Origin of the sequence: Kordia sp. (genome assembly GCF_045105435.1) — a bacterium.
Classification (GTDB): domain Bacteria; phylum Bacteroidota; class Bacteroidia; order Flavobacteriales; family Flavobacteriaceae; genus Kordia.
Map to the genome: position 1 here is coordinate 18,616 of NZ_JBGCDL010000096.1, position 23,698 is coordinate 42,313.

Here is a 23,698-nt window from a genome sequence, read left to right on the forward strand (position 1 = left end):
ATGATTAATAACGAACAACATATGACCGAAAAAACAATAAATATAAACAGATGAAAACAAAACTTACAGTGCTCGTATTACTATTGATTAGCAGTACAATACTTGCCCAACAAGGCATTAACTACAAAGCCATTTTAAAAGACGCAAGTGGCAATGTGCTTGCTACTACTTTTATGAATGTACAATTTACCATACATCAAACTACAGCTGCAGGTACCATTGTATATCAAGAAGATCATAACTACACAACAGATATTAACGGCTTATTAATACTTACTATAGGCACGGATTCTTCTCCAAGTATTGGTGTATTTGATGATATAAATTGGAGTGCAGACGTACATTTTTTACAAACAACAATTACCTATAGTGGCGGTACTATAAATTTTGATGCTACTGAGTTTAAAGCAGTGCCTTATGCAAAACATGCTGAAACTGCAGGAAATGTTTTTAGTGGTAGTTATTCTGATTTGACGAACCGTCCTTCAATACTAACACCAGGTTTGCTAAGGTACAATGAGCAAGATGGCAATCCTTTTGCTTTTGGTTGGGCACTTACAAATCGTCACCCTAATTCTTTCGGACCTTTAGGAGATAAAGCAGTAGACTTAACCTATGCTAGTACAACAGCTATATCTACAACAAGAGGAGCAACTGGATCGACTTCAGTTACAATGGGTTTATTAACTACAGCATCTGGATCTATTTCAACAGCAATGGGTAATAGAACAATAGCTGAATCTTACAACTCTCTAGCTATTGGCAGGTATAATGTTGGTGGAGGAGATCCATTAACTTGGTCTACTTCTGATCCATTATTTGAAATAGGTAATGGGAGTAGTAGTAACAGTAAAAATAATGCACTAACAGTCTATAAAAATGGTAACGCTAAATTTGATGCAGAAATTCAACGTACACCAACTGGAGATGCTAATTTAATTCCTATAGCCTATGGTACTGTAGAATCTGATGGAAATGTATTAAGTGGTACAGGTAATTTCACGGCTAGTATTAATGCGAACGTTATCACCATTAGTGTTAACAGTGTACCAATAAGTGTTGGCAATACATCATGTTTAATAACACCGTATTCCACAGCTTTTAGGACTTCCTCTATTGTAGTCGATGGAGGAGGCGATATACAAGTGCGTACATTTAATAGTTCGGGAAATTTAGCACCTACAACTTTTCAATTTGTGATTTATAAACTATAAAAAATGATTCTTATGAAAACAAGATACATACTACCAATACTATTGCTCATAAGTCATATTGGATTTACACAAACTATCGAAAAATACAATATTGATAGTGGCGGAGCATCTGCTACAGCAGGAGGAATAGAAATACTCTATACAATCGGGGAAACAAACGTACAAGAACATACGACAACAACGCTTTCTGTTTCCGAAGGATTTATCACGACTGATTTTAAAATTAATATCAATCCGAAAGTATTCTTGCAAGGACCACTTTTAAATTCAGTTATTGCCGGATTGATGAATGATGACCTAAGATCGAATAATCACTTACCTACAACATCTCCTTATGCAGATGGAGCTACCGCAGTAACAACTGTTTTCAATCTTGGTGGGACTTCTGGAACAGGAATACCACAAGATGATATTGTAGATTGGGTTTGGTTAGAAATACGCCAAGCAAATGACAATACAAAAATAATAAGATCGCAATCAGCATTAGTACAACGAGATGGTGATATTGTTGATGTAGATGGTGTTTCAACACTACAACTAAATGCAGCACCAACCAATTACTATATAGCAGTAAAGCACAGAAATCATTTAGGAATCATGTCTGCAAATGTAATTTCGCTCAATAACACTATGACGAGCGTAGATTTTACCAATCCAACAACACAAACGTTTGGTACTAATGCGCAAACAACTGCTGGAATACCTACAGGAACAAGAGCTATGTGGACAGGTGATGCAAATGGTGATGCAGTTGTACAATACTCAGGAACTACGCCCGATTCGCCAAGTATTTTATCGCTCGTGCTGAACGATGCAGGGAACTTTTTAAACTTCCCAACATTTGTAGTTAGCGGATACAACACCCAAGATGTCAATTTGGACGGAAACACACAATATACAGGAACAACACCTGATACACCTATCATTTTACAAAACGTATTGGCACATCCTGGGAATTTTTTAAATTTTAGCACCTATCAAATTCTAGAACAATTACCTGAAAACTAAAATTGTAACCCGTTGTGCATTTTGAATTCAAAAGTATAACGAAGCGTCATTTCGAGTGATTTTGAGGTGCGAAAAATCGTGTCGAGAACTGTTTAGTACAAAATATTCTATTCTCGATACAAATTTGACTCATTTTCAATCGTAAAATGCACAACAGGTAAATTGTATTACTTTTTTAATAAAGTTTTTTTCAGGATCATACCTAAAAATCACTCCTATTCTTTAAAAAAAAACTTATTATTTCTAGTAAGATCTTTGTCTTGTGCCCCGTGAATTTAAAGTTTGAACTTTTTGATGGCGGATTTACAAGCGATTCATAATTTTATGAAAACTGTGTGGCTTTATTTTTTCAATAGCTCCGATAAAATATTAATATTATTAGGCAACCTCCCAACATTTTGCAATTTCAAAGCGGCAAGATTTAGGGCGATATGTAAACAATCTTCAATCGAATTCTTTTTTAAATAAGCGAATAGAAAACCTGACCAAAAAGCATCTCCTGCACCAGTTGCATCCATGACTTTATTAATTTTTATGGCTGGCATATCAATTATTTTCTGATTGCGTTGTGATAGTTTTACACCATCTTTCCCTAAAGTCAAGCAAACCAAATCTACACCTAAATCGTGAAAGAATTTAAAAATTTCTTCATGAGTTAACACAACATCATCAAACAAACGCGAAACATCATCTTCACTAATTTTTACTAACGGATTGTAACTGCAATATTCCTTGATAATTTGCAACGCATTTTCTTTATCCTGCCATATTTTTTCAGAATAATTAATGTCAATACTTAATTTACACCCTAATTCAGATGCTTCTTTTGCTTTTGAAATGATTGTTTTTTGAGCAGGATTTTTACTCAGTGCAAAACAAGTAGTATGAAAAATAGTTGATTTTTCAAGTAAACTTGTCGGTATTTGATCTTCTGTAATTAAAACATCTGCATTTCGGTACGGAATAAAATCTGGCGTATGTAAAGATCGTGATACAAAAATAATTGATGTAGGTTTTGTTGCAACAGTTTTAACATAGTCAACGTTGATATCAACTTCATGTAATCGTTCTAAAATATACGCGCCCAATCCGTCATCGCCAATACTTGCCACCAACGTTGTGCTAAGTCCTAAACGTGCCGTATTCATTGCTACATTGGTTGGCGATCCGCCTAAATATCTATGGTAATCTCTGGTATTATTGGTAAGCACACCTTCTTGATGTCCAATAAAATCGACCAAGGCTTCCCCTACGCAAAGAATATCTATTTCTTTATTTGTGATCAAACTAATAATCTTTTTCCGTTAATGTATTGTTCTAATAATAGTTCTCCTGCGGCGCTCCATGTACATTGTGGAACTCCGATAGCTTTCTGAGTTTTTGTGTTGAAATTTTCATAGAAACCATAATTCTCTTTAGCGTTTAATTGCTGTATTGCTTTCAACACACTTTGAGGATTTTCTATGTAATTTTGACTTACCAAACTCATTCCATAAAAGCCATTTACCATTTGCCAAGTACCGCCATTATGAAATTCATACGGGAAATTTCTAAACTCATACTTACAATTATTGACAAGCAATTTCCAATCGTCATCTTCTTTCTTTATTGGTTTCCAAAATGCAGGCAATAAATTTAGCGGTAAGCTTTCTCGCAATTCTTCTGAATAGCTAGTTACGCTTTTTTGAAAAACAGCATCTCCAAGTTGTAATAGTTGTGCAATGGAATTTGCAAACGCATCAAACATCGTTTGGTAACCTGAAGGATTTACCGAAGCCATCCAATAAGAAGTATCTCCCAAATTGTTGTATGCCTTTGGATGAAAAGGTGTTTGATAGCTCGTTTTTCTATAATTTCCGTTTAGTTTTTCTGTGATGCGATCTATTTTTGTTTGAAACTTCTCTGAAGGTTTTAACCTTTGTACACATCGCAATGCCCATAAACGCAACACTTGATCGTAAAATGTATGTCCTTCCGTAATATATTCATCTGCCCAATTCCCAGATCGTGGTGTATATATTAAATCATTGTTATTAAATTCCCATGCTTCCAATAGTTTGAAGCCTTTTTCAATATTTGGAAGTAATTTTTCTAGCAATTCATCATCATTCATTATCCAACAATAATTACAAACACCAATGATAAACCATGAAATCGTATCTACTCTACCTGCCAATCCGCCAAAACTAACTTCAACTTCATTCGTTTCTTTAAAAAAAACATTGGACGGAATATGTCCTAATTCATGTTGATGATTTGCAAGCGTTTGCAATGTATTTTTGAATGTTTTCACTAAAGTTTCATCACCATCTAACAAAGCCGAAAGTCCGCAAATAACACCATCACGCGCCCAAACACGTTTATAATTTGTGATATTTTCGGCACTCGCCAAAAAGCCTTTTTCAGAACTCGCTTTAAAAAGTAATTTTTTAGCTTGTATGTATGATTGATTTATCATGTAATTGCAGCTTTTTCTTTTGATTTTGTTTGAATTAATAATGTACATACAACACTAATTAATAATAATACGCCTGCAAATGTGATGGCATTTCGCGGATCGTTGTCTAAAAAATTTTCTAGTATATAGCCAAATGATACGGTTTGAAGCAACATTGGAATGACAATCATCATATTAATAATTCCCATATATACACCGTAACGCTCTTTTGGAATTTTGTGTACCACCATTAAATATGGAATTCCCATCATACTTGCCCAACCAATTCCAAATCCAGTAATGGCAAAGAATAATAAATTTTTATTTTCTATATGCGGAAATATTAAAAATCCAATGGCTGCTAGTAATAAGCAAAAAGCATGTACTTTTTTTGGACTGTATTTTTTTGCGAATCCAACCAACGCAAAGGCAACTAAAAAAGTAACGGCATTGTACCAACCATTTACCAAACCTGTCCAGCTTGCTGCTTGTTCATACGCTTCCGGATTACTTTTTGGCGTGGCATTCCAAACCGAGAGTGCAATACTTTTTGAAGAGTTTTGCCAGTAACAAAACAACGCATACCATTGAAATAGATACACTAACGCCAATTGCCACATTACCTTAGGCATATCGCCAATGGCTTCATATATTTCAATAAAAGGATAAAAAACACTTCGTTTTTCACTTTTTAAAGCTAATAACTCTTCATCTGTTGGCGGAATTTCATCTGTGGTTTTCATAGTCCATAAAATGGAACCAATAGAACAAACTGCTCCTAAAAAGAAGGATGCATACACCCAAGTTGGTAAAGAACCTGTTGTTCCAATAAAAATCATTGGAAATATAAATAAAGAGACATTGGCTAACACTTGTCCCAAACCAGTAAAGAAACTCTGCATTTGAAATCCTAACGGTTGCTGCTCTTTTTCTAACTTATCTGCAATAAAAGCTCGATAAGGTTCCATTGCCGTATTATTTCCTACATCTAATATCCAAAGCAAACCTGCAGCCATCCATAAAGAACTACTAAAAGGAAACGCTAATAAACAGATACTACAAATCATAGCACCAATAAAAAAATACGGCTTTCTTCGCCCAAATTTTGGATGCCACGTTTTGTCACTCATGGCACCAATTAATGGTTGAATTAACAGACCTGTCATTGGACCGGCAAGATGCAATAATGGAATTTGTGATGGATCAGCTCCTAGAAAATCATAAATTGGAGTCACTGCACTTTGTTGCAATCCGAAACTATACTGAATTCCGAAAAATCCAATATTCATATTCCATATTTGCCAAAAACTTAATTTAGGTTTCTTAAACTTCATGCTGCTCAGTTATTTTTTCTAGAATATTTTTAAATACAATTTTTTCTCTTTTCAACTAGTTACTTACTAATCGTAGTATCTTCAAAATAAGAAACTTAATCTATTTCAATATACACAAAGAAAATATGGTATACAGCAATAAAAAAAGCTTTTCATAGTATGTCATTTTTATGAGAAAAAGAGTCAATATCAGTTGACATCAACTCTTTTAAACTAATTAAAAAACTTATGGTATTCAAATAATTAAAACATGTATTGTAATGTAAGAGAGATTGATCTTCCAGGTAAAGGTCTTGCTCTTACAATATTTGTTTGTCCTTCTACAATACTTCCTTCCTCTGATTCTGTAATTCCTAAAGAATCAAATATGTTGTTTGCTGCTATGTTTACGTTTAGTGATTTTGTAATTCCAACATTAACAAAGCTATTTACGATTAAAAATCCTGGCATTACCAATTCATTATTGTCTTGTGCAAATGCTTTCGATTGTCCTATGAAACTTAATCCAAGTGAATTTTGTTTTTCATTTCCAAAGTTATAGGATGGAATTACGTTATAGATGAAATCTGGTTGTCTTCTAGGTGTGTTTCCTGCGTTGTCTCCTGAATCTACTTCTGCGTCTGTCCAAGTAATTGCTCCGCGTAAACTGAAATCATTAAACCTGTAGAAACCTTCTACTTCAATACCTAACGACTTATAATCATTTTCAACGATACTATTTGTAGATGCTTCAAATCCGCCTTCTTCTTCTGTTTTTGCATAAAAAGCTGTTGCATAGATTGCTCCGTTTTCAAAACCTCTCTTATACCCTATTTCTGCCTGATTGATAAAATCTAATGCATTGATTCGATCTCCATCTAAATAGTCTAATCCTGAGAATAAAATACGATCTGCTTTTGCAGAAGCACCTCTACTGTAGCGTCCGAAAACAGCTTGATTGTCTTGTAATTTATAGTTCAATCCTAATGAATACGATACATAGTTATAATCGTAGTCTACGGCAGTAGGATTTGCAGTATCCACGGCAAATACGTTTTGCTCTGGTACAGAAATAACACCATCATTGTTGACATCAAATTCTCTTTCTGTTCCGCCTGTAAATGAACCAGAAACACGTCCTGAATCATAACGTAAACTTGCATCAACAGTAAATTTTTCAGAAGCTTCTAGCGTAAAGTTTACATAAGGTGCAGATACGTTGTAGTCTGTATCATAGTTTCTGTGTAAATTTCCCCAAAAAGGAGTTCCATACGCATACAAACCATTTTCACTTAGTGCGCCACCTGTTGCATCAAATGCATTAATTAAACGTGCATTATCATCGTTTACTTCTTGTAAATATGAATTCCATAACCATGACATAGAAATGCTTTGGAAAGATTTAAAGTATCCTACTGTTACGTCTAAATTATCAAACGATTTTGAAAGTTTAAAATCGTTCATAAAGTTATTAAAGTTGTTCAATTCTACATCAAACATGTGTATTCTTGCTACCAAACTGTTTCCGCTAACCGCAGATCCGTCTGTAAATGCTAAGGTAGCACCTGCACCGAAAGAATCTGCAATTGTATTTGCATCCGCTACTTGCGAAGGAAATGGAGAAACAAACGCACCTCTGTTAGAAGAAAAGCGCCCATTGTTGCTTACTTTCCAGTTATTTCCTAAATCGAACTTAGCTTGCATTCCCACAGAAGTAGAAATTGGATTCATTCCATCGGTCACATCACCTCTTTGTACTTGTCCATCAGGACCCAATCGTACTGTTTGTGTTAAGTTGGCACTGTGCAATGATCCTCTAGTAGCATCAAAGTTTGGTGCATTGCCCCAATCTGGATCGCTGTTTGTACCAGTTACTTGTATTGGCATTGGTAAATATGCAGCAGCTCTATCATTAAGGTATTTAGCATACACACGTACAGATCCATTTTCAAATTCTTTTGTTAAGCTTAATTTCAATTGCCCTCCATTATTGGCAGTAAATCCTGTTTCACGGACACCTTCTCCTGCTCTGTAAAATCCACCAGTATGAAAGTATAAACCATCTCCTATTTTTGAACCATAACTAAAATCAGTTCTGAACGAGTTGTAATCAAGACCAAATGTAGTTCCGATGGCTCCGCCTTCATTTTTCCCTGTTTTACTGATAATATTGATAATTCCACCAGGTCCGTTTGACGTTAATGTTGACGCGGAACCTCCTCGAATTGCTTCTATTCTTTTTACGTTATAATCAAATCGAGTAAAAATATCTGCTGTTCCAAAAGAAATATCACCATATAATAATACAGGTAAGCCATCTTCTTGTAATTGTACGTATTTAGATCCACCAGAAGATATTGGCACACCACGTACTGCGATGTTTGCATTTCCTTCTCCTCCAGATGATTCTGCACGAATACCTGGAATTGTTCTAAAAATTTCTGCGGTAGTTCTAGGTGCCGATTGTTTTATAGTTGCAGGCTGCATACTTGTAACAGATATACTCGATTCTATTTTTGACCTCGGATTTACTACACCTGTAATAATTACTTGATCTAAAGATTCGGCATCGTCTGCTAATGTTATTTTAAGTGCAATAGCATTTCCGTTTGCTGTTATTGATTCACTGTAGGTTGCATATCCTATTGAAGAAGCTTTCAATGTATAAGTTCCATCTTCCACATTTGTGATAGCAAACTTTCCATCAAAATCCGTAACGGCTCCTTTTGTAGTTCCGTCAAGAATAATGTTTACGCCTGGGATCGGCATTCCTTTTTGATCATTTACTGTACCTGAAATTTTGGTTTGCGCAAATGATAATGTCGTAACCAAAAGTAACAATAAGGAACAAAGACCTTTTAAGTTAGTATAGTTTTTCATTGTATTATTAATAGTTTTTTGGATTAATTTTTAGCTAAATTATATTTATGATGCTATTATTTTGCATTTTTCTAATCGAAAACGTTTTCGATTTTACCGAAAACGTTTTCGATTTTGTATTTTAGTCATTCTTTAAATAAAAAAACTATTTTAGTTTCCATGAAACCAGTTACTTTAAAAGATATCGCAGAAACTTTAGGTATTTCTATTACTACAGTATCAAAAGCTTTAAAAGGATACCCTGATGTTAGTAAAAAAACCCGTGCTTTAGTTAAAGAGCTTGCCGAAACATTGAACTATAAGCCCAATGCTTTCGCTGTAAATTTACGAACAGAAGAATCTAAAACAATCGGTTTGATTATTCCTGAGATTGTACATCACTTTTTTTCGAGTGTAATTAAAGGTATTATAAGTCAAGCAGAAAAGAAAGGCTATTTGGTTATTATTTTACAATCAAATGAATCGTATGCGTTAGAAAAGAAACAACTCGATTTGTTAGTAAGTAAACGTGTTGATGGCATTTTGATATCGCTCGCTAACGGAACTGCCGATTTTAAACACATTACTGATATCATAGATCAAGGGAAACCAATTGTAATGTTTGATAAGATTGCCAAAATTGTCAAATGTTCTAAAGTTATTATTGATGATCGAAAAGCGGCGTATATAGCGACACAACATTTGATCGATACTGGCTGTAAACGCATTGCACATTTCAGAGGTCCATTGTTACCTCAAAATGCTATTGATCGATTTCTCGGATATAAAAAAGCACTGTTAGATAATAATATGATATACGACCCTTCTTTGGTATATTTATTTGATGATATGACTTTTGAAGTAGGCGAAATGTTTGCCAAGAAAATTTTATCTGAACATACTGATGTTGATGGCATTTTTGTGAATACCGATTTGGTTGCCATTGGTGCAATTACAGAGTTTAATAGACAAGGTGTTAAAATTCCTGAAGATATTTCTATTGTTGGTTTTAGCAATTGGTTTATGTCTTCTGCTATTACGCCTTCTTTGACTACTATAAATCAACCAGGTTTTGAAATGGGAAAAATAGCATTCAAGCAGTTATTCAAAGAGTTAAAAGCTAAGAAAAAGAAAAAAGATATTGTTCCTAAAATTATTGAACTGGAAACGAATTTAGTGAAGCGAAATTCTACCCGATCTTAAATCTTAATACTTAAAACAAGAAATCCTTACTAGAAATGGTGAGGTTTTCTTGCAACCGCGAAGGGATTATTTCATGATCCCATAACACTCAATACTGCAAATGAGGCTGTCTGGAAAGTTTCAAAAGTCGTCATTCTGGACTTGATCCAGAAACTCATAAAGCTGATTTTTAACTGTTATGCGAAACCGAACTTGATTCGGTTTGACGAAATTATGACTTTTTAGACAGCTTCGCTTGATGTGACCTCAAACTTTCAAAGTTCGAACTTTTTGATTGAAGATTCAAATAGAATTAGTCTGTTTGTAAAAGAACATGTTGCATTATTAACATGGACTCTTATTCTTATAAAATAAATTTTCAACATTTTTTAGTTCTATATATTGGACTTCATATTCAGAAACTTTAGGTCAATTATCTCCAAGCTTTAGTTTCTTAATCTATTTTAATTAAACCTTCCTTTTTATTTTTAAAAGCCTCATTCTTTTTCATATTCCACGAAAGAGAAACTAGTGTACAGAAAAAAAACTTAGAACTACGGTATTCCCGTAAAACAAATGCCATTAAAGCGTAAATACCTGTACTACAGCTGCAAGTACACCTTTTATTAACCTCTTTTTGAGGGCGCATTAACCTTTTGCTAACCCATAATTTAAAACTAAACCCTTAAAAAACGTCAATTTTACAAAACGAAAAAGAGCCAGAATTTTCAAAAAAAAATTAAGGTTTCTAATTAATTAAGAATTTAAATATAAAGCTTATGAAAAACCTATTAAAGTTATTATTAGTGATGCTCATCAGTTCTACGATGACAGCGCAGACAACTCTCTATAATGAAGAGAGCTTCGAAAATGTAGAAAATATCTATAATCTCGGTGATGATTTGGCCGGAAACGGAACTGACTATTACGGAATATGGATTGACGGAGGTTCTAATGCTTATCAAAAATCTAGTGAGAAGTATTGGGGCGATTATAGTTTTGTAATTACCAAACCAGCGGATGCAACTAAACCTAACTATGGCTCCATTTACACCAAACCTATTGATATGTCTAATCAAACTGGTGCTGAACTAGAATTTAACTATATTATTCTAAACTCAAATGGAGATACACCTTCAAATGGTGGATTTGTAGTCCAAGTATCTACTGATGGAGGCGAAACTTGGGATACTATGAGATCCTTTTACCTAGCTGCAGAGGACATATATAAGAGTACAGAATCTATATGGGAGGCAGATTGTAAATCAGACTGCTATAATTTGATTCTACCACAGGCAATATCTTTTTGTCGGACAAGCTGTGGACTAACAAGAGATACTGGCGGTATACCTGGTGATGAGTTAAGAAACTATTGGTCTCAAGCTAATAGTATAGATTTACCCTCTGGTACAGCGATGACCTCAACAATGGTATTTAGAATTAAAAGCTATTTAAATGACGATGTTACAAAAATTTATATCGATGATGTAAAAATAAGCTATACTGGAGGATCTGCTCCCCAATTAAGTGAAGACACTGTCATAGCAAGCTCGGATCCTGTAAACACTGCAACTGTAAATGAAACTGATTTTCAAGGATTTGCAAGTACATCAGATTGGGGTATTTGGAGAGATGGCGGTAGAAATGTATATATTACGGATTATCTTGCTCTTGATGACAACTATAATTCAGGTGGATATGGTGCCTGCTTAAGGAATTTCTTTTCTGGAAAATCTAATGGCACATCAGATGGTGTTGATTTAGGATTTCAAAAACCCACGTATTCTTCTATTGTAACTAACAATTTAGATTTTACTGAAACTGAAGATCTAGATTTAGCTTTTTCATTTGTGTCTTACAATATGAAAATGAAAGATGATCATATACTTGATACAGCACAAGTTCCAAACATTGATGGAGATTTTGTCAATGTATATGTCCCAGGACCTGATTATGTAGATATCTCTATATCCACAGATGCTGGATATACCTTTAAACACATCAAGAGACTTACCTATGGTGAAGATTTTTTAAATCTAGTGCGTCAGAACATCATCATAAATATCCCAGGAAATATTTTAGCAAACGATGATACTACTGGTAACGTAATATTAAATACTGCGAGCCTAACCACAACAACCCAGATAAAGATCCAGTGTTTTTCTGATACTGATGAACAACAATTTTATATTGATAATCTAACACTAACGCAATATGGTTCAAAATCATCTCCAAAAGGAACTCCAAGGGATCTAAATTGGGAAAGTTATGAGCAAACCTATCTATATGCAGATCCTTCTCAAATGGGTGGTGATGCGTACGAATATATAAACAGTAAACTTTTAGATCCACAAGTGTATGAATCTGGATCATGGAGAGACGCATCAAATGATGCAGATCTTTCTACGGATATTCCTGGTGCTTTTGGTTGTGTTGAACATTCAGATTGTAGCGATCACTCCACATTAACAGATGTCTCTTGGACAGAAGGTCAAAGACACATTGAACAGGTAATGGATGAAACTTTAGGTAAGTATACTTTTAATTTTCACTCGCATTTGAATGAAGATACTGAACGCTGTAGAACGGATGATGCTTACGACGATAGAATGCGATGTGAGATAAAAACCAAACATGATTCTAAGGATGCTCAAAAAGGTATTCAGGGAGAAACCCATTTCTATGCATGGAAAATGAAATTGCCATCAGACTTTAAAGGATCTAACAAATTTACACACTTACACCAAATCAAGCCTGTAGCAGGTGACCATTTTGGTATGCCAACTATTACATTAACAGCAACAAGTAAGGTAGATGCTGCAGATGCGGATGGTGAAGTTACCAGTTCCGATACAGGTGAACAAGTACTTAAATTACGCTATGCTGGATTATCAGATTCTCAAGTAACAGTAGATGTAATTGATCTAAATCTATTAAAGGGAAAATGGATTCAGTTTGTAGAAAAAGTACATTTTGACGTATCGGATAAAGGTCGCTATGAATTATTGGCTTATGATCCTATTAATGGGAGTATAAACGATCCAATATTTACCTTTGAGTCCTACAGTTTACAAACCTGGAAAGCTTCTGGTGAGTCTGGCGATATTAGTGATGCAGACTGCTTTGTTCGTCCAAAATGGGGAATCTATAGAAGTAATGTAGAAGCTGAAAAATTAGGTAATGAAATCATCGGATTCGCAGACTTTATCATGTTAGAAGTAACTGACCTTGATGATGGACGCTATGGTGATATTACAAAATTTGCCGAATATATAGAAGTAATTACACCTGATAATGATTACAACAACATTGCCTTATTAGGTACAGCAACACAATCTACTGATGCACACGGAGGAATTGCTCAAAGAGCAATAGACGATGACCAGAATGGAAGATGGAGTAATGGATCTGTTACCCATACTGAGTCCGGAATTGGTGAATGGTGGGAAGTTGCATTAGATGAAACTTATATTATTGGTGATATCGTAATTTACAATAGAACAGACAACTGCTGTGTAGATCGCCTGGAAAATTTTACGGTAAACGTATTAGACGATAATCGAAATGTTACCTATACGTATACGTCGACCACTACTGTAAGTGGCTCATTGACTCTTAATGCCAATGAAGCAATAGGAAGCTATGTACAAATTGTACAAGATGAAAGTTCACCACTTTCGCTTGCCGAAGTAAAAGTCTTTGGAGTTAGAGCAGTTCCAATAGGAAAAACGATACAATTACGTAAAGGTGGTGGTAACAATAGATTTGTAACAGCCGAACAAAGTGCTAATGACAATCAGCTTATTGCCAGAGCAACATCACTTGGAGCATGGGAGCAGTTTATTGTAGAAGAACATCCTAATGGAGGCGTTGCATTATTTGCAAAATCGAATAATAAATATGTTCAAGTACAAGGTAATAATCAAAACGCTCCAGTACGAGCGGCAGGGAATGCTATGGGTACATGGGAACAATTTGAATGGGTACCTCTGGGAGATGGAAAAGTTGCACTAAAAAGTACTTTTACTGGAAAATGGATACAAGCTAATTGGAATACAACGAATGCTGTATTGTATCCTAAAGGAGCAGCAGTTGGAACTTGGGAAACATTTCTTTTTGAAGTTATTGATTCTGATTTATTAAAAGATGATTTAGAATTCTTAGATCCTTATGATGATCAAGGTAACAAGTGGTTTGAAACAGCACAAGACAAAACTGATTTTCTTAATGCTATCTTGACAGCAACTGGAACTACAGCAAATACAGCTCCTGCATCTCTCAAAAATGATCTTTTTGTGGCCAGTGTACGATCCGATGATGATGGGGAATATGATAACAAAAACTATCATACTATAGTTCTTGTTAAAAGCGATACGATGAATCAGGCATTTAATGACTTAGCTCATAATTTTCCAGATAGACATGTATACACGGTAAACTTTTATTTAGGTGAAAACATGACGTATGCAGAGTTTCTTTTAGATGAAGATGTGCCTACAGGATATTGGGGTGAATCATTAATCAATTTACCTTATAGAGAAATCCTTACAGCTACGGATGTAAATGCGAGTAGAAATATTTGGGTAAATATAACATCAGATTTTAACAGCATAATGAATTCACTCACGTTATGGGGAAATTAAAAGATACTATACTTTATACCTCTGATAATTAATCAGTTCAATTATTCTTTTAAAATTATAATTAAAAATTAATAAAATGAAAAATAATTTATATTCATACCTAACTATCATAAGCTTTTTTCTAGTAGGTATAACAGCGGTTTCCGCACAAAACGTTAATATAAACTCCGATGTTTATGATCTTGAGGAAGATGGAGAAACTTATAAAATCACATCATATATTGAGACAATGACTAATTACAATCCACCCTGGGCAAAGAACCATAAAGGAGGACCAATTATGTCTGCTTTACTAAATGTTACGCACGGTTATATAGAAACTGATAATACAGAGGTATACTATAAAGGCGGCATGAAATTACACATATATGCGCCAACAGTAAAAACGGGAAAAAACGCTTTTGACGAACCTTTGCCGGTAATTGTATACGGATATGGCGGTGGTTTTCTATCTCCTTGGAGTGAAAAAGAGAACAAAACAATACCTCAATGGCTAGCTAAAAGAGGATATATTGTCATAGCACCAGAATATCGATTAGGAATGTGTATGTACCAAGAAGAGCTCGCTCGCCGTGCAATATGGAGAGCTCTTCAGGATATTAGAGTAATCAATAGATATGCTAGAACAATAAATGACGTTAATTACAGTTCGGATCAAACTAAACCGCTTACTTATGTAGGCTGGAGTTCTGGAGCGTTTATTGGCTTGCACAATCTCTATCTAAACGATGTAAACAGACCAGAGCCAACAAAACATGGTTTTAATTTTCAATATAGGCAAAGAAAATTTAAAAGAAAGGAGCTTGGTAGACCAGGTTATACATATAATTGGTACGATGGACAAACATACGATCTTGGTGGCTTAGACACACCATTCATGGGAACATCTAGCCAACCTGTAGCATCCGCAGAAAATCCTGTTCCAGATATAACGGTAAGTATTTCTGGAGCTATCGGTGATCTTAGTTGGACTCATGACGTAACTAACAGACCAAAAGCACTCTTTATGCTTCATCATAGTAAAGATGCAGTGGTACCTTTTGGAACGGGAGAAGCGTATAAAGGTTTTTTGCTTTTTGGTACTAAAGGAGATTGGAAATTTCCAGTAGTGAATGGTAGTAGTGCAATAAATTCAGAGCTTACTACGTACTCAAATAGTTTATTAGTCCCTGATATTTATAAGTTTTCAGAAGTAAAACCTGATTGCGACAATGACGATTGCCTAGAAGGCGATGCAGGAGGAAAATATGGACCAAAAAACATACCTGACTGGTGGCATGATCCTACAGAATATGCTAATAACCAAGTTGTAATGAATTCTATATTAAGTTTTATAGAAACCTCAACTGCCACCTTAACTAACGGAGTAGCTAATAGATCTTTAACCACTGTACAAGAACCCTTACTTATAGAGCCACCTGTACATATAGAAGAAGCTTTAATTGTATATCCTAATCCCGCAAAAGACAAATTTTCTATAGAAATAGGTGACTATGAAAAAGCTTATAAGCTAGAAGGGTATGATTTTACAGGAAATCTTTTATTAACAGAGAAAATTAAGAACTCTACTACAGATGTATATACAGTAGATTCCAGTAAATTAATTCCTGGATTATATGTTTTTAAGTTATATACCAACAGTGGAATAAAGACAGCAAAAGTGATGATAGAATAACCCTATTCTAAATAAACGCAAGAGTATAAAACCGTCTTTTCTTTAATAGAGAAGACGGTTTTTAATTGTAATATAGTACGCCCAATTTAGGAGCTACGCAGATGTAGCTGTATTGATATAAATTGTATCCAAATATTCCTTTAGCGACACATCTTGATAAATACTCATTTTCTTTTTCAGTCTGCTCCTTGTTACTTTTACCGTATTTGGAGTAACATTTAGCATAGCAGCTGTTTCTTTAAGTGACAAATTCAATTTAGTAAGCAAACAGTATCTAATTTCTGTAGTAGAAAGTTCTGGGTGCTTATTTTTGAGTTCTATAGTTAATGTAGGATATTGAGATTCAATTCTATCGGTTACCAATGAGATATCTGATGAAGATCGGATAAGGCTTCTAACAGTTTTATTAACCTTCGCAAGTTTAGGATTCTCATCCTTTATGGACTCTAACTCTTTTTTTATAGTATTTAGCACTTCTACTTTTTGAGCCATAGCAATGGCAGAAGCGTCTAATTCATTATCGCGCAATCGAATCTGTTCCTGTAGCAATTCTTTTTCATTGGCCTTAAGGACACTGACAACTTTTTTACTTTGTTTATACTTTTTATAAAGAAAAAATCCGCCTAAAAGGAGTAATAAAATTAACAGTACACTACTGATCATTATAATATACAGCTTTTGTTGTTCGTTATTTTTTTCCAATAATTGGTTTTCAAAGCGTATATTTTCATTGATATGTTGTTGCCGTATAAGCTTCATATTAGAAGCATTATATTTAATCAATAAATCTTTTTCTACAACACGAACACTATCCGTTATATTATCCTTTTTTCTATAATATTCCATGGCAGATTTATAATCATTTTTTTTCAACGCATATTTGGCAAGTTTCGTCAATACAATCTTCCTTGTGATTGAAGAGTTAATCAAATTCAATTGCGATTTAGAGTACTCTATTGCTTTGTCTATATTACCAATAGCATAATAAAAATCACTTAGATTTCTTGCGGTATTATTCAATCCAAGAATACGCCTTTTGGGAGCCGTTGTATAATATTCTCGAACTACTAATGCGGAATCAATCGCTTTTTGATAATCTCCAAAAAGAAAATAATCATAGGCTATCCTGTTTTTAATAAAAAAAACTAAATGTTTTAACTTCTCTTTTTTAGCAAGTGCTAAAGCTTTACTATTGTAGTAAAAACTTTGCTCTGGCATTTTTTTATGTTGATAGGCTAAAGCAATATATAAATAAAATTGTCTTTGAGTATTTGCTCTCATGTGTATGGTATCTTTCAAGCGCTGGTCAAGAAGTTTAATAGACTTATCATATTTTCCTTCTGCATTATATATTCGAGTAAGTAGGAACGCATGTCTTATTTTAAGGTCAATGTTTTTAGTTTTAGAAAAATAGGTTTCTGCTTTAAGATGGGATTCTAAGGATGGTTGATTCAATCCAAAGTAATTCCCCAAAAGAAAACCTTTTAAGGTATAATACTTTATTACCATATCTAAAATATTTTTCCTCTGTAATTCGTCAGCATCAAACAATACTATTTTGGACTCAAACCTGTCTAAATAATGTATCATACTATCAAACTTTCTTTCTCCTAAATCACCCGTAGCATGATCCTTAGCTAACATCATATAGCTGTTTAGTTCGACTATTAAACTGGGGAATTGTATCGCTTCTTTAAGTACTCTATGATGATTAATGTGAGCTTCTTCAGCATCATCATTATTATTGTACTTATATAAATCTTTAAGCATTCTATCTTCGACTATAGAATTTTCTGTTTCCTGAGCGGATACAGGAAACACAGAAATAAAACACATAAAAATAAGAAATAAAAAATAAGAAACTTTTGAAAAAACAATCATACTATCTTGAGCGCTAAAAAGCATAAAGTAAAAGTATTTTAATTAGTAAACACATAAATATTACACAACGCAATTTACAATTTTATTAACATATTTATTTATTTATTTTTATAAGAAAAACCTAAATTAAAATAAGAAAAACCTTTGTGAACCGAACTACAAAGTATAGTATGAAATAAATTTTAAACGCATATTATAGTAAAATATTCAACGTTTTAAGACAGTCAATAAAATCGTATCAAATGCCGAAATTGCTAAACGATTAAAAACGTATGGACTAAAGATATATCGTCAACGATGACAGATGTATTTCGTAATGTAGTGCATTGTGGTTTGATTTCACATAGTTTATTGGACCACCAAATTGTAGATGGAAAACACAAGCCGATTGTATCAAGAGCATTATTTTTAAAAGTACATGGAAGCAAAGAAGCATAAGTCAAAGCACAACAAAGCAAATGAAAATCTACCATTAAAAGTATTTACAAAATGTGAAGCTTATAAAAGTTCACTAACAAGTTATTTAGTAAAGAAAAAAAACATCTACTAGTACAAATGTAAAACCGTTGGTTCTATCCATATATTTTTGAGCGAGCTCAATATATACATACAAAAAAAGTCCTGCATAAAGCAAGACTTTTCATTTGTCGGGTTGGCAGGATGAAAACTAAACCGCCACTATATAGTAAAATCAATACTTTAAGGAATAGACTAAAACAGTGTGAACCGAATTGTTGACCTATTAATTAGATTGAAATAGTAATATTTATCTGAACGTCTTGATACAAATTTACAATTTAAACTTCATTAAACCCAAACAAAAAGCATCAAATTTTATGATTAATCAATCAAATAATTATTGATAATTTCTTCATCTATACCGCTATATTCTGCAAAGTCTTTAACTGTAATAAATTGGTATGGTTCTTTATCAAAGTAGTTTTTAATATCATTTAAAAGCTTCCGTCCATACCTCTCACTTCGTCCTGTGATGCGTTGAATATCTTTTGGGTATATACAAGCTCTTTTTTGTTTCATAATACTTTATGTATGCTTTATTTATACTTAAAACGTAGTTAATAATTAGATGATGGTGATGATGATGCGTTGTTAAAATGTTGACAACACGATAGTGTTATCAATATTTTAATGACGTTTTTGGTTGTAACGGAATTAATGACCAAAAACGGAATCTTCAATTTTATTGTAAGCTACAGTACTATCATGACTTGTAGAAAATTCATCATCAATAAAAAATGAAAAAGTATCGGGAAATAATCTAATATCTGCCTTTCCTCTAACAAAGTAATATTCATCTAATATTGATGCTCCACGACGATAGTAATGATAAAATTCTAAATTATCATTAAAATAATTCTGAAGTCTATCTATATGATTATTGAAGTATTTTATTTGAGACTTATTACTAGAACGTGGCCTTTTACTCTCTATATTGAATAGCTTTTGATAATAAATAAGTTTACTAAATATTTTAGGCTTATAATGCTTAAAAAAAGTAATCTCTTCTTCAGTATTTTCAAAACCATTTTGCAACACTTTTGTATGTGCTTTCTTTAAAAAGGTTTTGCTTAATTCTATACCAATTTCAGTTTTTTCTAAAATATGATTGGACTCCTTATCTAATAACTCTAGTCTATTATCTAATTGTACTAATAATTTATCTACAGTCATACTAAATTGTTTGGAACTTAAGAAGTGTTAGAATTCTAACAAAAAGTAACTGTAATAAGTCAAAACAATTATTAATTACGCATCATATAATTCTTGTGAACAGTTTAAAGTTCTAATTATCTTTAGAGTTTTTAAATTAAATTTATACCCAAATACTTTCTAATTCTTCAAGACTTTTGCCTTTTGTTTCTGGGACTAACTTATAGGTGACAATAATAATTATTACTATAAACAAAATGAAAATAAAGTACGGTAAAGAACCATTCCAAAACGCATTTTTATTAGTCTCACTACCTACTACCATTGGAAATGATTGTGAAACCACATAATTTGCTGCCCATTGTGCAGCTACTGCAATTGACATGGCAACACTTCTAATTTTATTAGGAAACATCTCAGATAATAAAACCCAAACAACTGGACCCATTGATAGTGAAAATGAAGCTATAAAAATTAAGATACCTAATAAAGATAGGACACCTACATTTTGTTGCTGCAAGGTTACACCTAATAGTAAAAAACCAATAATCATTCCTGTACATCCAATATATATTAATGGTTTTCTTCCAAATTTATCTACAGTAAACATTGCAACAAAAGTGAATACAATATTTATAAATGCCAAAAGAATTTGTTGCAATAAGACATCTTCTTGACCAAAACCTAAAGCTTTTTCAAAGATATCTGCTCCATAATAAAGGACAGCGTTAATTCCTGTAAATTGTTGCAAAACAGAAATTGTAGTTCCTATAATAATGATCCCTAAAATTAGTTTTGAGAAATAATTAACTTTAGTGTCTGTTTCGTTTTCATTATGCAATGACGCTTGTATTTCTTTATAGTCAGCTTGTGCGCTTTCTTCATCTTGAAGTTTATTTAATACAGCAATAGCTTCTTCATTTTCTCCTTTTAAACACAACCATCTTGGGCTTTTTGGAACAAAAAATAATAACACTAAAAATAATGTACTTGGTATTAGCTCTGACCAAAACATACGTCTCCACCCAAATTCAATATTCTCAGCTTGCGTTAGATTATTACCAATAAAATAAGTGACTAAAAACACACTAAAAAAACCAATAACTATAGCAAGTTGATAATATGTTACCATTTTACCTCTTATAGAGCTTGGTGCAATCTCAGCGATGTACATAGGCGCATTCATAGATGCAATTCCTATACCCAAACCACCAATGATTCTAAATATAACCAATGTCGTTACAGTTTCTGGAAAAATGCTTGGTAAACCTGATCCAAATGCAAAAATTGCAAAAAGAATTGCGGCTATAATTAAAGATCTTTTTCTTCCTATTTTAATACTTAATTTCCCTGCCATTATAGCTCCAATAAAACACCCTAAAAGAGCACTTCCTACTACCCAACCTTTTAACGCGTCACTTAATTCAAAGTACTTGCTAAAGTAAAATTGTGCGCCATTAATAACTCCAGTATCGTAACCGAATAAAAGACCTCCTAAAGCGGAAATAATTGTTATTAGTAATAAGTATGTTTTTTTATTCATAATTCTTTAGTTTGTTAGTTGAATTCATTAGTGCAAGTGATGACTAATAGTAATATTAAATTTTAAAATCTGCTTCCAAAATTGTTTCCGAACTACCTCCTACAAACGCTTTAAAATCACCTGATTCTACAATAAAATCGCCTTTATTGTTAAAAAAACCAAGTTCATCTTTTGTAAGATTGAAACTTACTGTTACCTCTTGATTTGGTTCTAAAGAAACCAATTCAAATCCTTTTAATTCTTTTACAGGTCTTGTAATACTTCCTACTAAGTCTCTAATGTAGAGTTGCACAACTTCTTTGCCTGTAACGTTTCCTGTGTTTTTAACAACTACAGATGCTTTAAAAGAGTCTTTAGTTACTTTATTAACCGAAAAATTATTATATGAAAATGTAGTATAGCTTAATCCATGACCAAATGGGTAAAGCGGTTTATTACTTTCATCTGTATAATGCGACCAAAATACTAATCCAGAATTATTAGGTCTGCCTGTGCTTTTGTAATTATAATATATTGGTATTTGACCAACACTTCTAGGAAACGTCATAGGTAATTTTCCACTTGGATTATAATCGCCATACAAAACTTGAGCAACTGCATTTCCGCTTTGCGTACCTAATTGCCATGCTTCTACAATTCCTGGAATATGTTTTTCTGCCCAAGGAATAGCTAAAGGACGTCCATTATTAAGCACTAACACTATATTTTTATTTACCTTAAAAACAGCCTCTAAAAGTTCTTGTTGTACACCTGGTAAACCTAGATTTGTTCTACTACGTCCTTCTCCACTCTGAAATCCATGTTCTCCTAAAACCATAACCACAACATCTGCACCTTTAGCAGTTTTTATAGCTTGTGGAAATTCACTTTTATCCTTAGTATTAATAGCTAACTCGATAGTAAATACTGATTCACCTGTGTTAACATCTGCTCCTTTTGCGTAATTTAATGTGTTTCTTGTGTAGGTTTGCATGCCTTCTAAAACCGAAACTGCTGTATTATCTTCTGCTGCCAATCTCCAATTTCCTAATGGACTTGTTTTATCAGAAGCCAAAGCGCCAATGAGCGCGATTTTTTGACCTTCTTTTTTTAGTGGTAATATGTTATTTTCGTTTTTAAGAAGCACAATCGATTTTATTGCCATATCTAAAACAGCATCCTGAATCTCTTTACTTCCTGTAACTTGTTTTTCATTTTGTTTGTTGCAGTATTTGTAAGGATTGTCAAATAAACCAAGTTCAAATTTTACTGTTAAAATGCGCTTTACAGCATCATCAATAAGTGCTTCATCAACAATACCATCTTTAACTAAATTTGCTAATTCATCAACGTAGGCATAAGATTCCATGTCCATATCTGAACCAGCTTTAATAGCTAATTCGGCAGCATGCTTTTTATTTTTCGCATATCCATGAGTGGTCATTTCTATAATTGAAGCCCAATCTGAAACTACAAAACCTGTAAATCCCCATTTTTCTTTGAGAATCTCACGTTGTAAGAAAGTATTTCCAGTTGCAGGAACACCATTTAATTGGTTAAAGGAATTCATGAAAGTTTTTACACCAGCATCATTAGCTGCTTTAAATGGCGGAAAAACAATGTTATTTAATGTTGAAGCGCTAATGTCCACCGTATTATATTCTTTACCAGCTTCGGCAAAACCGTAACCTGCCCAATGTTTTGCGCAAGCAGCAATAGTTTGTTTTGAATTTAAATTATCTCCTTGAAAACCATTAACTCTTGCTGTAGCAATTTTACTTCCTAGATATGGATCTTCTCCTGCTCCTTCCATAACGCGTCCCCAACGTGCATCTCTAGAAATATCTACCATTGGCGCAAACGTCCAATTAATTCCTGCAGCAGCTGCTTCTTTAGCAGCAACTTGTGCAGATGTTTTTATGGCTTCTAAATCCCAACTTGCAGCTTCTGCTAAAGGAATAGGACTTATTGTTTTATAACCATGAATAACATCGAAACCAATAATTAACGGAATACCTAATCTGGTTTCTTCAACAGCAATTTTTTGAACAGCTTTTACTTCTTCTGCACCTGTTACATTAAGCATTGAACCAACATAACCTTTTTTTAAGTGCTCGTATTTTTTAGAAGCATCACCAGATTTAGGTGCTGGACCAGTTACATCCCAAAAACCATTATATTGATTCATCTGACCTATCTTTTCTTCGATAGTCATTAATTGCATTAAAGAATCAACTTTAACTTCAATATTGGCTTGTTTTGAATATTTACCAGCTATATGGTTCGTTTCATT

15 protein-coding genes are annotated in these 23,698 nt (G+C 33.5%); 6 read left to right on the top strand and 9 right to left on the bottom strand.

The genetic code is table 11. From position 1 onward, the window contains the following. The first annotated feature begins 50 nt into the window (after window positions 1–50). Together AB8B65_RS04520 and AB8B65_RS04525 are read left to right on the top strand one after the other, a co-directional pair. A complete protein-coding gene (locus AB8B65_RS04520; RefSeq protein WP_405299667.1) occupies window positions 51–1,214 on the top strand; it encodes a hypothetical protein in 1,164 nt (387 codons plus the stop codon). Window positions 1,215–1,226: 12 nt separating this feature from the next. Then, on the top strand, window positions 1,227–2,222 hold the full coding sequence (locus AB8B65_RS04525; RefSeq protein WP_405299668.1) for a hemagglutinin protein: 996 nt from the start codon (window positions 1,227–1,229) through the stop codon (window positions 2,220–2,222). 341 nt (window positions 2,223–2,563) lie between these two features. Here AB8B65_RS04525 and AB8B65_RS04530 read toward each other — a convergent pair whose 3' ends face one another. The 4 genes from AB8B65_RS04530 to AB8B65_RS04545 all read right to left on the bottom strand — a co-directional run bounded on the left by AB8B65_RS04530 (window position 2,564) and on the right by AB8B65_RS04545 (window position 8,852). Continuing rightward, window positions 2,564–3,505, bottom strand: a complete 942-nt coding sequence (locus AB8B65_RS04530) for a carbohydrate kinase family protein (protein WP_405299680.1) — start codon at window positions 3,503–3,505, stop codon at window positions 2,564–2,566. Further along, window positions 3,505–4,680, bottom strand: coding sequence for a glycoside hydrolase 100 family protein (locus tag AB8B65_RS04535; RefSeq protein ID WP_405299669.1), 1,176 nt, complete (start codon window positions 4,678–4,680; stop codon window positions 3,505–3,507). Before AB8B65_RS04535 ends, AB8B65_RS04530 begins: the two co-directional genes overlap by 1 nt. Further along, window positions 4,677–5,993, bottom strand: a complete 1,317-nt coding sequence (locus tag AB8B65_RS04540; RefSeq protein WP_405299670.1) for an MFS transporter — start codon at window positions 5,991–5,993, stop codon at window positions 4,677–4,679. The genes AB8B65_RS04535 and AB8B65_RS04540 overlap by 4 nt, the downstream gene beginning before the upstream one ends. A 243-nt stretch (window positions 5,994–6,236) precedes the next feature. Continuing rightward, on the bottom strand, window positions 6,237–8,852 hold the full coding sequence (locus AB8B65_RS04545) for a TonB-dependent receptor (RefSeq protein WP_405299671.1): 2,616 nt from the start codon (window positions 8,850–8,852) through the stop codon (window positions 6,237–6,239). A 159-nt stretch (window positions 8,853–9,011) separates the two neighbouring features. On the opposite strand from AB8B65_RS04545, the gene AB8B65_RS04550 reads away from it, so the two are divergent. The 3 genes from AB8B65_RS04550 to AB8B65_RS04560 all read left to right on the top strand — a co-directional run bounded on the left by AB8B65_RS04550 (window position 9,012) and on the right by AB8B65_RS04560 (window position 16,331). Then, window positions 9,012–10,034 (top strand): LacI family DNA-binding transcriptional regulator, encoded by a 1,023-nt coding sequence (locus tag AB8B65_RS04550; RefSeq protein ID WP_405299672.1) that lies wholly within the window; start codon window positions 9,012–9,014, stop codon window positions 10,032–10,034. A gap of 1,259 nt (window positions 10,035–11,293) precedes the next feature. After that, window positions 11,294–14,656: a discoidin domain-containing protein gene (locus AB8B65_RS04555; protein WP_405299673.1), complete on the top strand. Its 3,363-nt coding sequence runs from the start codon at window positions 11,294–11,296 to the stop codon at window positions 14,654–14,656. Between the two features lie 76 nt (window positions 14,657–14,732). Next, complete coding sequence (locus AB8B65_RS04560; protein ID WP_405299674.1) at window positions 14,733–16,331, top strand: T9SS type A sorting domain-containing protein; 1,599 nt, start codon at window positions 14,733–14,735, stop codon at window positions 16,329–16,331. Between the two features lie 93 nt (window positions 16,332–16,424). Here AB8B65_RS04560 and AB8B65_RS04565 read toward each other — a convergent pair whose 3' ends face one another. Beyond that, entirely contained in the window at window positions 16,425–18,236 is a 1,812-nt protein-coding gene (locus AB8B65_RS04565) for a hypothetical protein (protein WP_405299675.1), read from the bottom strand. A 273-nt stretch (window positions 18,237–18,509) separates the two neighbouring features. On the opposite strand from AB8B65_RS04565, the gene AB8B65_RS04570 reads away from it, so the two are divergent. Next, on the top strand, window positions 18,510–18,650 hold the full coding sequence (locus AB8B65_RS04570) for a hypothetical protein (RefSeq protein ID WP_405299676.1): 141 nt from the start codon (window positions 18,510–18,512) through the stop codon (window positions 18,648–18,650). A 402-nt stretch (window positions 18,651–19,052) separates the two neighbouring features. Here AB8B65_RS04570 and AB8B65_RS04575 read toward each other — a convergent pair whose 3' ends face one another. The 4 genes from AB8B65_RS04575 to bglX all read right to left on the bottom strand — a co-directional run bounded on the left by AB8B65_RS04575 (window position 19,053) and on the right by bglX (window position 23,683). Further along, window positions 19,053–19,250: a hypothetical protein gene (locus AB8B65_RS04575; RefSeq protein WP_405299677.1), complete on the bottom strand. Its 198-nt coding sequence runs from the start codon at window positions 19,248–19,250 to the stop codon at window positions 19,053–19,055. A 135-nt stretch (window positions 19,251–19,385) separates the two neighbouring features. Then, window positions 19,386–19,904: an RteC domain-containing protein gene (locus tag AB8B65_RS04580; RefSeq protein WP_405299678.1), complete on the bottom strand. Its 519-nt coding sequence runs from the start codon at window positions 19,902–19,904 to the stop codon at window positions 19,386–19,388. A gap of 142 nt (window positions 19,905–20,046) precedes the next feature. Then, window positions 20,047–21,426 (bottom strand): sugar porter family MFS transporter, encoded by a 1,380-nt coding sequence (locus tag AB8B65_RS04585; protein WP_405299679.1) that lies wholly within the window; start codon window positions 21,424–21,426, stop codon window positions 20,047–20,049. A gap of 55 nt (window positions 21,427–21,481) precedes the next feature. Beyond that, the gene (gene bglX, locus AB8B65_RS04590; protein WP_405299681.1) at window positions 21,482–23,683 is read right to left on the bottom strand and encodes a beta-glucosidase BglX; all 2,202 of its coding nucleotides are present in this window, start codon (window positions 23,681–23,683) and stop codon (window positions 21,482–21,484) included. Window positions 23,684–23,698: the final 15 nt, after the last annotated feature.

What these genes read in the sequence shown, in the direction of transcription:
- AB8B65_RS04585 (WP_405299679.1), bottom strand. Translation starts at nt 21,426, where the DNA reads ATGAATAAAAAAACATACTTATTACTAATAACAATTATTTCCGCTTTA.
- AB8B65_RS04575 (WP_405299677.1), bottom strand. Translation starts at nt 19,250, where the DNA reads ATGAAACAAAAAAGAGCTTGTATATACCCAAAAGATATTCAACGCATC.
- AB8B65_RS04545 (WP_405299671.1), bottom strand. Translation starts at nt 8,852, where the DNA reads ATGAAAAACTATACTAACTTAAAAGGTCTTTGTTCCTTATTGTTACTT.
- AB8B65_RS04540 (WP_405299670.1), bottom strand. Translation starts at nt 5,993, where the DNA reads ATGAAGTTTAAGAAACCTAAATTAAGTTTTTGGCAAATATGGAATATG.
- AB8B65_RS04560 (WP_405299674.1), top strand. Translation starts at nt 14,733, where the DNA reads ATGAAAAATAATTTATATTCATACCTAACTATCATAAGCTTTTTTCTA.
- AB8B65_RS04525 (WP_405299668.1), top strand. Translation starts at nt 1,227, where the DNA reads ATGAAAACAAGATACATACTACCAATACTATTGCTCATAAGTCATATT.
- AB8B65_RS04580 (WP_405299678.1), bottom strand. Translation starts at nt 19,904, where the DNA reads ATGACTGTAGATAAATTATTAGTACAATTAGATAATAGACTAGAGTTA.
- AB8B65_RS04550 (WP_405299672.1), top strand. Translation starts at nt 9,012, where the DNA reads ATGAAACCAGTTACTTTAAAAGATATCGCAGAAACTTTAGGTATTTCT.
- AB8B65_RS04535 (WP_405299669.1), bottom strand. Translation starts at nt 4,680, where the DNA reads ATGATAAATCAATCATACATACAAGCTAAAAAATTACTTTTTAAAGCG.
- AB8B65_RS04570 (WP_405299676.1), top strand. Translation starts at nt 18,510, where the DNA reads ATGACAGATGTATTTCGTAATGTAGTGCATTGTGGTTTGATTTCACAT.
- AB8B65_RS04520 (WP_405299667.1), top strand. Translation starts at nt 51, where the DNA reads ATGAAAACAAAACTTACAGTGCTCGTATTACTATTGATTAGCAGTACA.
- AB8B65_RS04565 (WP_405299675.1), bottom strand. Translation starts at nt 18,236, where the DNA reads ATGCTTTTTAGCGCTCAAGATAGTATGATTGTTTTTTCAAAAGTTTCT.